Source organism: Sphingomonas xinjiangensis (assembly GCF_014199255.1).
Lineage (GTDB): Bacteria > Pseudomonadota > Alphaproteobacteria > Sphingomonadales > Sphingomonadaceae > Sphingomonas > Sphingomonas xinjiangensis.
Map to the genome: position 1 here is coordinate 406,504 of NZ_JACIJF010000004.1, position 12,093 is coordinate 418,596.

12 protein-coding genes are annotated in these 12,093 nt (G+C 65.1%); all 12 read left to right on the forward strand.

Annotated features, from left to right (window positions below; genetic code table 11):
• The first annotated feature begins 15 nt into the window (after positions 1-15).
• Positions 16-471: a phage tail protein gene (locus tag FHT02_RS10015; RefSeq protein WP_184086999.1), complete on the forward strand. Its 456-nt coding sequence runs from the start codon at positions 16-18 to the stop codon at positions 469-471.
• On the forward strand, positions 471-947 hold the full coding sequence (locus tag FHT02_RS10020; protein WP_184087001.1) for a phage tail protein: 477 nt from the start codon (positions 471-473) through the stop codon (positions 945-947). Before FHT02_RS10015 ends, FHT02_RS10020 begins: the two co-directional genes overlap by 1 nt.
• The gene (locus tag FHT02_RS10025; protein WP_184087003.1) at positions 947-1,147 is read left to right on the forward strand and encodes a DUF5908 family protein; all 201 of its coding nucleotides are present in this window, start codon (positions 947-949) and stop codon (positions 1,145-1,147) included. The genes FHT02_RS10020 and FHT02_RS10025 overlap by 1 nt, the downstream gene beginning before the upstream one ends.
• A gap of 1 nt (position 1,148) precedes the next feature.
• Entirely contained in the window at positions 1,149-1,850 is a 702-nt protein-coding gene (locus FHT02_RS10030) for a CIS tube protein (protein WP_184087005.1), read from the forward strand.
• Positions 1,847-3,649 (forward strand): phage baseplate assembly protein V, encoded by a 1,803-nt coding sequence (locus FHT02_RS10035; protein ID WP_184087007.1) that lies wholly within the window; start codon positions 1,847-1,849, stop codon positions 3,647-3,649. The genes FHT02_RS10030 and FHT02_RS10035 overlap by 4 nt, the downstream gene beginning before the upstream one ends.
• Positions 3,649-3,948: a PAAR domain-containing protein gene (locus FHT02_RS10040; RefSeq protein WP_184087009.1), complete on the forward strand. Its 300-nt coding sequence runs from the start codon at positions 3,649-3,651 to the stop codon at positions 3,946-3,948. The genes FHT02_RS10035 and FHT02_RS10040 overlap by 1 nt, the downstream gene beginning before the upstream one ends.
• 219 nt (positions 3,949-4,167) lie before the next feature.
• On the forward strand, positions 4,168-4,743 hold the full coding sequence (locus FHT02_RS10045) for a hypothetical protein (RefSeq protein ID WP_184087011.1): 576 nt from the start codon (positions 4,168-4,170) through the stop codon (positions 4,741-4,743).
• A gap of 107 nt (positions 4,744-4,850) precedes the next feature.
• The gene (locus FHT02_RS10050; RefSeq protein WP_184087012.1) at positions 4,851-6,194 is read left to right on the forward strand and encodes a transposase; all 1,344 of its coding nucleotides are present in this window, start codon (positions 4,851-4,853) and stop codon (positions 6,192-6,194) included.
• A 144-nt stretch (positions 6,195-6,338) separates the two neighbouring features.
• On the forward strand, positions 6,339-6,680 hold the full coding sequence (locus FHT02_RS10055) for a GPW/gp25 family protein (RefSeq protein ID WP_184087014.1): 342 nt from the start codon (positions 6,339-6,341) through the stop codon (positions 6,678-6,680).
• Positions 6,677-9,874 carry a baseplate J/gp47 family protein gene (locus FHT02_RS10060; RefSeq protein WP_184087016.1) on the forward strand — a complete coding sequence of 1,066 codons (3,198 nt, stop codon included), beginning with the start codon at positions 6,677-6,679 and terminating at the stop codon, positions 9,872-9,874. Before FHT02_RS10055 ends, FHT02_RS10060 begins: the two co-directional genes overlap by 4 nt.
• The gene (locus FHT02_RS10065) at positions 9,868-11,628 is read left to right on the forward strand and encodes a hypothetical protein (protein ID WP_184087018.1); all 1,761 of its coding nucleotides are present in this window, start codon (positions 9,868-9,870) and stop codon (positions 11,626-11,628) included. The genes FHT02_RS10060 and FHT02_RS10065 overlap by 7 nt, the downstream gene beginning before the upstream one ends.
• A 246-nt stretch (positions 11,629-11,874) precedes the next feature.
• Positions 11,875-12,093: helix-turn-helix domain-containing protein (locus FHT02_RS10070; RefSeq protein WP_246352325.1), on the forward strand; the 219-nt coding region annotated here is incomplete at its 3' end.

Here is a 12,093-nt window from a genome sequence, read left to right on the forward strand (position 1 = left end):
CGACAGGAGCACCTCATGGCAGACGGCAGTGCACAGGACGATGTTTGGCCGCTTCCCAAATTCTACTTCAACATCGATCTCGGCGACGGAAAGACCCAGGGCTTTTCGGAGATCAGCGGTCTCGAAAGCGAAGTGAAGTCGATCGAATACCGCCACGGCGACAGTGCCGTCTTCTCGCCGATCAAGATGCCGGGCCTGCGCAGCGTCGGCAACGTGACGCTGAAAAAGGGTGTGTTCACCAAGGATTCGATTTTCTGGACCTGGTTCAACGAAACCCAGCTCAACATCATCAAGCGGCGCACGGTCATCATCAACCTGCTGAACGAGAAAGCGTCGCCGATGATGACCTGGACGCTCACCAACGCCTTTCCGGTCAAGATGCAGGCGACCGATCTCAAGTCCGACGCCAGCGAAGTCGCGATCGAAACGCTGGAGATCGCCTATGAAACGCTGGACGTGAAGGCCGCGTGATGCAGGCCCGCGAAGACGGCATCTATGTGCCCCCGCCGGTGTTCGCCTTTCGCGTCGAGATCGACGGCGCGGCAGGCGATACCGGCTTCCAGGAGGCGTCGGGTCTCCAGGTCGAGTTCGAGACCGAGGATGTCGCCGAAGGGGGACAGAACCGCTTCGTCCACAAACTGCCCAAGCGCACCAAATATTCCAATCTGGTGCTCAAGCGCGGCGCCGTGACCAAGGACAGCGCCTTCGCCATCTGGGTGTCGCGCGCCCTGTCCGGCGGGCTGGTGCAGCAGGCCGGCCCAAAGACAGTGCTTGTGAAGCTGCTCAACGACAGGCGCCAGCCGCTGATCGTTTGGACGGTATTCGGCGCCTATCCTCTGCGGTGGGAGCATGCCGGGCTGAACGCGATGACCAACGAAGTGCTGACCGAGACCGTGGAGCTCAGCTACCAGTTCTTCCAGCGCAAAACCGTCGCGCAGGCCGCCTGATGCCGCTCGAAATCCGCGAGATCGTCCTCCAGATGAAGGTCGATGACGACGATCCGCCCGGCCCGACGGCACCGGCGGAACGCTCGGCCATCGACTTGCTGGCCTGCTGCGAGGAAAAGGAGGGCAAGGCCGATACCGCGTTGATCGATCAGTGCGTGCGCGCCGTGCTCGCCGAACTCGATCGGCGAAGGGCGCACTGACATGGCGGCGTCCAAAGGCGGCCTTGAAAAGCTGACCATCACCGGCTTTGCCGATCCGAAATACGCGGACAAGGCGTCCACCAGCCCCAACCCGATCAAGGTGATGATCAACCCTGCGCAATATTCGCAGGCGATGGGGGTCGAATATACCTGCCAGCAGGGCGCCGGCGGCACCGGCAAGTCCGTCGCCTTCAACCGCGACAAGGGCGAGGCCCTGGAACTGGAACTGGTGTTCGACGGCACCGGCACCGTGCCCGGTGCGCCGACCAGGAGCGTGCCCGATCAGCTCGCCGATCTTCGGCGGCTGATCTACGAAGTGAATGGCGACATCCATTCGCCCAACTATGTCCAGCTCTCCTGGGGCACCTTGATGTTCAAGGGGCGGCTGAAAACGCTTTCGATCGACTATACCCTGTTCGATGGCGACGGTACGCCGCTGCGCGCCAAGGTGAAGGCCGGCTTTGTGGGCTTCCACGACAACAGCGATGGCCGCGCGGGGCAGAAGCTGAGTTCGCCCGATCTCACGCACCGAGTGGAAGTGAAGGAGGGCGACACGCTGCCGCTGCTTTGCCACCGCATCTATGGCGACAGCCGCTATTATCTGGCGGTGGCGCAGCACAATCGGCTGGACGATTTCCGCAGGCTCACGCCGCCCCTCACCTTGTACTTCCCGCCCCTCGCGCCTGTCTCGGCCAAGTCATGAACGACATGTCGCCCATGCTGAAGACGGGGCTGCAGCTGAAGCTGGAGCTGACCGCAAACGGCATGGTGATCGATACCGACCGCATTGTGTCGGTGGAGATCTGGTGGGAGGCCAACCGCATCCCGCGCAGCCGCATCGTCTTGTATGATGGCGCGCCCGACCGTCAGAGCTTCCCTTTTAGCGAAGGCGGCAGCTTCGTGCCCGGGGCGACGATCACGCTGTCGGCGGGTTATGGAGAGGATGCCGCAGTGCTCCACCAGGGTGTGGTGGTCCGCCACGGGCTCAAGGTCGAACCCCGCGCCTCGGCGCAGCTGACCGTGGAAACCGCCGATCCGCTGCTCAAGATGACGCTGGCGCGCCACAGCGCGGTCACCGAACAGGCGACTGACAAGGCGGTGATCGAGGCACTGGTCTCCGCCAATGGCGGCAGCATCGGCAAGAATGCGGCGGGCACGCTGGCCGCCGAGGCGATGGTCCAGGCCTATGCCTCGGACTGGGATCTGATGCTGATGCGCGCCGAAGCCAGCGGCTGCCTGGCAGTACTCGACAATGGCAGCGTCGATATCCTTTCACCGGCGGATGCGGGCGAACCGGTGCTGACGCTGGTATATGGGGAGGGCAACGACCTCATCAGCTTCGAAGGCAGCATCGACGCCGCGTCGCAGCTTGGCCAGTCTGTCATCACCAGCCGCGCCTGGAGTCAGGCCGACCAGGCGGTGAGCGAAGGCAGCGCGCAGGCGGCAAACGTGCCGGTGCCGGGCAATCTCGACGCGGCGGCGCTCGCCGGGGTGATGGACGTGCCTGCCTATGCGCAACAGACGGCCGCGCTGCGTTCGGCGGACGCGCTGGGCGCCTGGTCTTCGGCGGCGCTGATGCGCGCGCGGCTTGCCCAGTTCACCGGCAGCGTGACGTTCCAGGGCTCGGCCAAGGTGAAGCCCGGATGCGTCGTCACGCTCGACGGGCTGGGCAAACGGATGAGCGGCGACGCGTATGTCACCGGCGTGCGCCACGTCATTCGGGGCGGCGATTGGCACAGCATTGCCGAGCTCGGCATGGCGGCGAATCGCTTTTCGCGCAGTGAGGCGCAGGTAGCGGACCGCGGCGCCGCGGGCCTGGCGCCGCCGCTCAAGGGCCTCCACATCGGCAAGGTCGTGCAGGTTGCGGAGGATCCCGCCAACGACTTCCGCGTCCAGGTCACGCTGCCGCTCACCGACGCCGAAAACCCCGTCTGGGCGCGGCTGGGGCAGCCTTTTGCATCGAAAGGGTTCGGCTGGTCCTTCCTTCCCGAAGTCGATGACGAAGTCGTGCTCGCCTTCCTCAACGAGGATCCGGGCGCCGCCGTGATCCTGGGCAGCCTGTATTCGGGCGCGCGTGCGCCCACCCACGCGCCTGAAAAGCCGAACGACGTGAAGGCGCTGGTCACCCGCTCCAAGATGGAGGTCAATTTCAACGACAAGGATGTGGTGCTCAAGGTCAGCACGCCGGGCGGCCGCTATGTCGAGCTGGACGACAAGACCGGCACCCTCACCGTCGCCGATCCGAACGGCAACAAGCTGGTGATGAAGAGCGACACCGTCGACCTCATCAGCGCGGCCAACATGACCATCAAGTCCGCCGCCAACATGACCATTGATTGCGGCGCGAACCTCGCGGTCAAGGCCGCGGTGAAGTGCGACATCGAGGCCGTACAGCTGAACGCCACCGCCTCGGCGCAGCTGGCGCTCGCCAGCAACGGGCTGGGCTCGCTGAAGGCCGCGGCCGTGCTTGAGGTCAATGGCGCGCTGGTGAAGATCAACTGATGCCCCCCGCCGCCCGCCTTACCGACATGCACGCCTGCCCGATGCAGACGCCGGGCGTTCCGCCGGTCCCGCATGTCGGGGGGCCGATCACCGGTCCGGGCGCCCCCACCGTGCTGATCGGCGGGCTTCCCGCCGCGCGCGCGACCGACCTGGCGGTGTGCGTCGGCCCGCCCGATACGATCGCGATGGGATCGGCCACAGTGCTGATCCTGGGGCTGCCCGCCGCCCGGCTCGGCGACACCTGCGCCCATGGCGGCAGCATCGTGTTCGGCCTCCCAAGCGTGATGATCGGCGGATGAGTGCGCAAAATCCTTCGAGGCTGTTGAAAAACTCGCTACCTGGCCTCCCGCTCCAATCTCGCAAAAGCCTCCTTCACGCAAAGTAGAGATTTCAACAGTCTCGACCGGGCGCGACACTGGGCGGACGGATGAGATGGAGGTGGAGACGATAGCGGCGGAGCAACTGGCGCGACAGCGACGTCTGTGGCAGGTTTAGGCATCGTAGGAAGAGGAAAACAGATGTTTGCCGCCCTGGTCGCTCTTGCGCTGCAAGCTGCCGCGCCCTCCTCTGCGGACGCTCCGCGATTCCGCGGTGAGGGGCAGATGAAGGTCTTCGACATGATCTGCGGGCGAGTCTTTCCGGACGAGGCGCGGATTGACTCCATTATGGCAAAGCTCCCCGGTGCGCGTGCGCTGACCCCCACGGAAGTGAAGGACTATCTGCGCGACGATCCAGGGCACGGGTGGGTCATGCAGGCAGGCACCAGCAATATGGTTGTTACGCTCGAAGCGCCTCCGGTCCATGCCTGTGCGGTCCGCATGACAAACACGGATGGCGTGATCGATGAAAGTGTGTGGCAGCAATTGATCGCGGCGGCACAAGCGCGCGCGGGTGGCGGCTTCACAACCGTGCCGCCGCGCACGATTGAGCTCGGCGCCTTTCAATCGAAGGTGAGTGGCGTGCAGAAACAAGGCGCCGATGGCGCCGCAGAAGCAATCTACCTGATCCGCACCGTGCCCAAGGCGGCAAGAACGCCAGCGCAGGGAGGCATAGAGATCAGGATGGTACGCCAATTGGTGCAAGCGCGGCGTTAGCCACCCCCTTGACACATGCCGCAACCCTCCGAGACTTCAAAAACCGGCTGCTTGCATAGGGTCTGGAGGCGTGATTCACTCCTGAAAGGCGTCGGAGGATCACGAACATGATGGGTCGGCAGGTGGCGCAAGGCGCACTGTTCTACAGGTTCCGGCTCGACGAGCATGTGCCTGCCGACCACCTGCTCCGACGCATCGACGGGCTGCTAGACTTCGGTTTCGTCCGTGAGGCGCTGGCGGCAAGTTATAGCCCGAGCGGGCGACCCTCGATCGACCCGGAGTTGATGCTGCGGATGCTGCTGGTCGGCTACCTGTTCGGCATCCGCTCGGAACGCCGCCTGTGCGAGGAGGTGCATCTCAACCTCGCCTATCGTTGGTTCTGCCGGCTCGATCTGGCCGACGGGGTGCCCGACCATTCCACCTTCTCCAAAAACCGGCACGGCCGCTTCCGCGCCTGCGACCTGCATCGCCTGCTATTCGAGCAGGTGGTCGCAAAGTGCGCTGCGGCCGGGCTGGTGGCTGGGCGCGACGTGGCGGTGGACGGCAGCACGATCATGGCCGACGCCAGCCGCGAGAAGAAGCTGAAGGGAGCCGATGCCGCAGACGAGCTTCGTGCCGGGGACAGCATATCGCGACCGGTCGCTGAATATCTGGCGGCGCTCGACGCCGCGTTGCCGCCAGATCCCGACGAACCTGCGCCTGTCAATCCGACCAGCATCTCGCCGACCGACCCGCAGGCGGCGCTCACCTGCAAGCACGGGCCGGCGCGCTACGCATACGCCATCAACCCGCTGCTCGACCTCGATACCGACTGCATCCTCGATGTGGAGGCGACGCCGGCGCGCTTCTCGTCCGAGGTCGCGGCAACTCGGACACTGGTGTCGCGTGCTGGCACCACGCTGGGCATCACACCCAAGAGCCTCGCGGCTGACAAGGCGTACGGCAGCGGGCCGTTGCTCGGCTGGCTAATCGACCGGAAAATCACCCCGTACATCCCGGTCATCGACCGCAGCCGCCAGCGCGACGCCTTCTTCACCCGTGATGCCTTTCGCTATGATCGCGAGGCCGACGCCTATCACTGCCCGGCGGACAAGCCGCTCGGCTATTGCGGCACCAAACGCGCCAGCCAGGTTCGCGTGTACCGAAGCCATGTCGCCGATTGTGCTGGTTGCGAACTGAAGCCCCGATGCACCGTCAGCCGGAAACGCAGCGTCACCCGCCTCGTCAGCGAGGATGCTCGTGATACCGTGCGCGCCCTTGCCGGCACCGACGCATATGTGCATGCGCGCCGTCGAAGACAGCGCATCGAGCGCGTGTTCGGCCACCTGAAACGCAACCTGGGGCTACGAACGCTCAAGCTGCGGGGCCTGTCAGGAGCAGCCGAGGAGTTCACCATGGCTGCCGCGGCATACAACCTCCAGTTGCTTGCCCGGCAGGCCGCGCCGGCCTGATCTGCGGCGCATCCTGCGGTGCCCGACGTCACCAGCCATCCGCCGCATCGATCCCACGCAGGCCTTTTTCAACGGTCTCCTTCGTTTCTGGGTCGAGGATGGGCGTTTCCGCCGCGCGTTTCGCGTCATGGCGGCACCACCGAAATGGCGCAGGGCGACGGCGACATCGAACAAAGCCTGTTCGTGCTGATGTCCACTTGGCCCGGCGAACGGGTGATGGTGCCCGATTATGGCTGCGATTTGCAGCGTTTCGTGTTCGCCGACCTCACCCGCACCATGCTGACCGAGCTGTGTGAGGCAGTGCGCGTGGCCATCATACGCTGGGAGCCGCGGATCGACTTGCTCGACGTGGAGGCGACGCCCGATCTGCTCGACTCTGCGCTGCTGCGGATCGGCATCGCCTATCGCGTGCGCGCAACTAACACACGGAATAACCTGGTTTTTCCATTCTATCGCAACGAGGGTACGCTGGTGCGTCAGCCATGACCGAAGGGGGCCTCATCACTCGCTGGACCCACCAGCGCGACCGCCAGGTCCGTTTCGCACCCGACGTTTTCCGCGTCGACAAGATGCTGGCCGCCACTGCCCACCACGCCGCCACCGTCCCCTTCCACGACGAAGACGGAAACCTCTCGGGCAACTGGGATCAGATCCTGGGCGCCGACCAAAGTTTCGCCCTGGCCCTCCTCGCCACCGCCGACCTCCCCGAACGCGGCAAACCCCTTGCCCAAGCAATCGCCCAAGCCCGCGCAGCCAAGCCCAACGAAGCAAGCCAGCGGATCACCACCCTGGTGGAATCCATGCTCCGCCTCGCCCGCGATCTCGATGAATGGCTCGCCCCAGCCCAGACGGGCGGCAGGATGGACCGCGGCTGGGCGCATGGCCTCGCCGAAAGCGCGCTCGACCAGGTGCTCGCCCCCCAGCTCCAGCGCCTGTTCGATCAGGTCGCCGACGCTGAAGAAACCAGATTGGTGGCCACCACGTGGTGGGAGTGCGACGCCGAGCCCTGGAAAGCCACGGTACGCGAAGGTGAGGTTCGCGGCATTTCACGCGCCGTGGAACGCGCCTGGGCGCAGCGACTGATCCACGAACTCGCCGAAACGGCGGATGGGTTCCTGGAAGACATGGCTGGCGCCAGCACGCGCGCGGCTGCGGCATTGGAGGAACGGCTGCGGAGCGGTGCGCATGAGGGCCATGCCGCACTGATCATCGCGTTCCTGGAGATATTTCGCCACGCCCAAGTCGAGCTTGGCACGCTGCCTGAGCGAGTGCTCGATTATTGGCTGGATCAGCTCGGCGCCGAACCCACGCCCGCGCGACCAGACCGGGTGTTGCTTGCCGCGGTGCCACGCCCGGGCGCGCGGCCTGAAGTGCCAAAGGGTTTGATTATTCCGGCAGGCAAGGACGCCGTCTTCGTCGCCGAAGAGCGATTGGCGGTGACCGGCGCCAAGATCGTCGAGTTGCGTGTCTGGGCGAGCGACGGACTATCGGTATCCAGAGCGGCTCCTGACGAGCGCGGCGTGTTCGCCGAACCTGTGACGGAACCGGCACTGCCAGTGGTGATGTTGACCTCACCCGCGCTTGCCCTGTCCGGAGGTACGCGACGGCTCCAAGTGCGATTGGATTGCGCGAGCACACCAACTCTTCCCGAAGGCGTGACGGTGGCGGTCTCGACCGCGTCCGGTTGGGTGGACGTAGACCCATGCTGGGCCGTCGAAGGCGACTTCCTGCTGCTGTCCGTACTGCTCCCCGACGCCTTTCCGCCGATCGTACCGCAGGCCGAAATGGGCAGCCCGGCGCTGATGCTGACCGCGCGCGCTGCGGTTCCGGTGCAGATAGATCGGGCATCGGTTCAAGTGAGCGTGCGAGACGTTCCTGGACTGGTGGTAAGCACGTCAGCAGGTCAGGCGAGCGAAACCGCCGCGGCGCCCTTTGGAACGCCGCCCTTTGCCGGAGGGTGGCTGCGGATCGATCATCCTGCGCTGGCGGGTCCGCCGCTCGAGCGGCTAGTTCTGCGGTTCGAATGGGCGAGCGTCCCCACGGGCGAACTGGGCTTTGCCAGTCACTATCACGGCTATGTGGTCGACGACGAAGGTCATCTGCTCGACCAAACGCCATACGATAACGCAGCGTTCACGGTAACGCTGAAGGCGCCGGTGCCAGGTTGGGACGCAACCCGGCAGCTGCCCTTATTCGCGCCGGCAACTCTGGGATGCGCCCTGCCCGTGGCCGCCGTCCCGCCTCCCGACATCCTCAGCGCCAGCTTCGACGATGCACCGACGCTTATGCCCGCGGAAGGCCGAGTTGCGACGAACAGCTGGCTCGCAGCATCGGGGGCGAGCGGCGTTACGGATGCGGATCATGTGCTGGTCACGCTGGCGTCGCCGCTGGAGGCATTCGGGCACAGCCTGTTTGCGGCCAATGTCCAGTGGGCAACCGAGGCGATCGCGCGCACCGAGATGCCCGGGCGGCGGCCGGGTCTGATCCGGCGCTTGCTGCGGGCGCTGCTGGGGCTGCCGAAGACCATCGGCGCGAAATTGAGCGCGCGTCAGTCGGTAAAGCCTGATCCCGTTCAGGATGCAATCCCGATCGTGCTGCCCAATCCGCCGTTCCAGCCGATGCTGTCGCGCATCTCGCTCGATCATGCCGCGGCGGCTCAGCCCCTGACGATGTTCCATGTGCCGCCGTTGGAGGCGCCGACAAAGGCCGGCGCAGGCCCACTATTTCCCACGCCCTTGGTCCAATCCGCATTGGAAGTGGTGATCGATGATATAGGAGCGGCAACAGCGCTTACGCTGCTGTGGCAGGTGGGCTCGGCGGGGAGTCCGCCGGGCTGGTGGTATCTGAGTCTCCAGGGGTGGGCGCCATTGCCCGCGCTCGAAGACGGCACAGCGGGGCTGAGCGCATCGGGCATCTTGCGCGTGACCGTGCCGGCCGACATCGCGCCGGGCGCATTTCGGATGCAGGCGCGGTTCACGGGCGCACTTCCCAAGATAGTGGCGGTGCTGCCCGATGCTTTTCCCGCGCATCGGTCTTCCTACGGCACCAGCGCGCTCCAAACAGTGGCTGCCGGCACGATCACCGAAGCTGTCAGTTTGCAGAACGTCACCGCACTGGTGCAGCCGATGCCCAGCACGGGCGGAGCACCGCGGGAAGCGGATGAGGCAGTTCGCGCACGCGTCATCGAGCGGGTTCGCCATGGCGGCCGGGCGCAATCGCGTTGGGATATCGAGCGGATGGTGCTCACGGCTTTTCCGGAAATCGTACGCGTTCGCGTCGTGCCCGGTAGCGCAGGCGTAACGGTGTTGGTGGAAGCAGACGCGCAGATGCGGGCGGCCATCGCAGGATGGCTCAACGAGCGGGCAAGCCCGTTCGCGAAGATCGCCGTTACACGTCCCCTATCAGTTCCGGTCGATGTGTCGGCCGAGCTGGCAGGTGCTGGCGACATTGCCGCCGTCGAGCGCGCGGTGCGGGCCCTGATCGAGGACGAACTGTCGCTCGACGACCTGGCCGGGGCGGAGGAAGTACGTGCTGCGATACTGCGCCTGTTGCTGGCGCACCCAGAGGTGCAGACAATCGAGAGGCTGCGCGTTTCTTTGGGAGAAGGCTTCAGCCCCTGGCGGGTTCCAGTGGCCGGCACAATCAGTATCGCGGCGGTCGAGGGGGCTACCCAATGGTAGAGGGCATCGCGGTACTCCCACGCAACCCGGTGCTGTCACCGGTACAAGACTATGTCTCGCTCAAGGCCGAAGCGATCGGGGCGGTCCAGCGTCTATGCAGCGATTGGACCGATTTCAACGCCCATGATCCCGGCCTAACGCTGATCGAACTGCTATGCTTCGCGATCACCGATCTGGGATACCGTGTCAGGCTCCCTGTCGAAGAACTGCTCGGTGCCTGCGCCAAAAGCCTGGCGCGCCCGGCACTGTTCGCGGCACCGCCGGTAACCGCCTATGATTTCCGGCGGCTGCTCCTTGATCGGGTGGAAGGACTCGGCAACACCTGGCTCACCCCCGGGGGCGCGACGGGGTTGTATGATGTCCGCCTGCAAGCAGCATTGCCGCTGCCCGGCGTGCACCCCGATGCTCGGCCATCCTATCGCCGGCTGACCGAACGTGCGCGGCGCGTGTGGGAACGGCATCGTCCATTGTCCGAAGATATCGGGTCGATCCGGCTCTTGGAGCCGAGGCGCACCGTGGTGCGCGCACGCGTTCGGATCGAGCATGGCACCCAAGCCGAGAGCGTGTTGGCACAGGTGCTGTTCCGGATCGCACTGACACTTGCACCCGAACCGCGGCGTTCCCACCCGCCGGAACGAGAGACCTCGGGGACGCTGTGGGACAGCCCGATCATGCTGAACGGGTGGATCGCACCGGGGGAGTTGGGAGACAAACCCTGCCTAATAGAACACGATCAGATTTGGGACCGGATCGTCGACGTTCCGGGCGTGCTGGGCGTCGACGACCTGCGCCTCTGGGTGAAGGGAATAGGTACCAGTTCGCGCATCGAGGTCGCCCCCGAGGAATATTTGTGCTTCGACGGCGGTTTTAAAGAAGCCGCACTGCCGATCAAAGTAGAGCGCGATGGGAAGCGGTGCAGCATCGATCATGGCGAGGTGCTGCGGCGACTGATCCGCCTGTGGACCGCGCATCGCACGCGGTACCCGTTCAAAGATCGGGATCAAAATGCGTCGGGCGTCGCGTCTACCAAGCCCCGTACCCTTGCAAATTTCTCGCCGTTGGGCCCGCAGCTACCACGCGTGTATGGGCTTTCGAGCGGCGTGCCAGAAGCTGCGACCGCGCGGCAGTTGCAAGGCTTTCTGTCGCTTTTTGAAGCGCCGATGCGGCAATTCTGCCGGCAGATCAGCGAGCTCGGGACCCTCGATTCGCAAGGCAGTCAAGGCGAACCGCATTGGCTGGACCTGCTGCTTGCGCTGCGCGGCGTAGCGCCGCCACCGGCAGCTCTGTTCGATGCGCGCCGGAAGAACGTCAGGCGGGCGCTGCTGGAGGCGCATGGAGCCTTGGCGCAGCGGCGCGGGCGCGGATTCGATCCGGAAGCGCGCGGGGGTCCCCGGCGGCTTGCCGGACCTGAATTGCGAATGCGGCTGATGCTGGGTGAAACGGTGCGTATCACGCTTGTCGAGCACGTGATGCTGCGGCAGCGCGTGGGAAAGAGCGGCAACGATGATCACAGCATGACGGTGAGCGCCGTCATCGCTGGTGCCGAGGCGGATCGCGCACGGATCACTGCGATACTGCGTGATGAAGTTCCCGCTTATATCGGCCTGCGCCTTCATTTCTGGGAGGGACCACGCTGGCGGCGCTTCCACCATGTTCATCGTCTGTGGCGTTCGGCGCTGCGACTGGGCGAGTTGCACGCAGCCGATGAGTTGGCCGTGCAGCTGAGAGGCCTGCTGGAAGACCCGGTGGGATGAGCAATGGCGCGGTTATTGAAGCGGAGATTGCCTGGTTCGGGCGAGTCCTCCGGCGGCGACTTGACCTGCACGCCTTGGAAGTGCCGGGCGACGTGCTCGCCGAATTCCCACCGCCCGAGCTTTCCCCCGCCCTGCCTTATGCCGAAACGGTCTTATACCAGCTTGCGTTGAGGTTGACTCACGAAGGAGATTCCCAAGGCGGTGAAAGTCTGAATCATTGGCGTCCTGCATCAGGAGGACGCGATGATGGGACAGGCGATCGGCTTGCGGGAGGATTTCGACGGATCGGCGTTGCGGCGCCTGGCACGTTTGTCGAAGAGCGCGCCCCAGGCGCGGCGGTTACTGGCCCTGGCACAGATCTATGATGGGGGTAGCCGGAGCGAGGCGGCAAGGATTGGCGGCGTTACCCTGCAGATCGTGCGCGATTGGGTAATGAGGTTCAATGCCCGCGGCCCTGACGGGCTG

Bases quoted from the DNA above. Each gene is read 5' to 3' on its own strand.
- FHT02_RS10015 (WP_184086999.1), top strand. From the start codon at position 16: ATGGCAGACGGCAGTGCACAGGACGATGTTTGGCCGCTTCCCAAATTC.
- FHT02_RS10020 (WP_184087001.1), top strand. From the start codon at position 471: ATGCAGGCCCGCGAAGACGGCATCTATGTGCCCCCGCCGGTGTTCGCC.
- FHT02_RS10025 (WP_184087003.1), top strand. From the start codon at position 947: ATGCCGCTCGAAATCCGCGAGATCGTCCTCCAGATGAAGGTCGATGAC.
- FHT02_RS10030 (WP_184087005.1), top strand. From the start codon at position 1,149: ATGGCGGCGTCCAAAGGCGGCCTTGAAAAGCTGACCATCACCGGCTTT.
- FHT02_RS10035 (WP_184087007.1), top strand. From the start codon at position 1,847: ATGAACGACATGTCGCCCATGCTGAAGACGGGGCTGCAGCTGAAGCTG.
- FHT02_RS10040 (WP_184087009.1), top strand. From the start codon at position 3,649: ATGCCCCCCGCCGCCCGCCTTACCGACATGCACGCCTGCCCGATGCAG.
- FHT02_RS10045 (WP_184087011.1), top strand. From the start codon at position 4,168: ATGTTTGCCGCCCTGGTCGCTCTTGCGCTGCAAGCTGCCGCGCCCTCC.
- FHT02_RS10050 (WP_184087012.1), top strand. From the start codon at position 4,851: ATGATGGGTCGGCAGGTGGCGCAAGGCGCACTGTTCTACAGGTTCCGG.
- FHT02_RS10055 (WP_184087014.1), top strand. From the start codon at position 6,339: ATGGCGCAGGGCGACGGCGACATCGAACAAAGCCTGTTCGTGCTGATG.
- FHT02_RS10060 (WP_184087016.1), top strand. From the start codon at position 6,677: ATGACCGAAGGGGGCCTCATCACTCGCTGGACCCACCAGCGCGACCGC.
- FHT02_RS10065 (WP_184087018.1), top strand. From the start codon at position 9,868: ATGGTAGAGGGCATCGCGGTACTCCCACGCAACCCGGTGCTGTCACCG.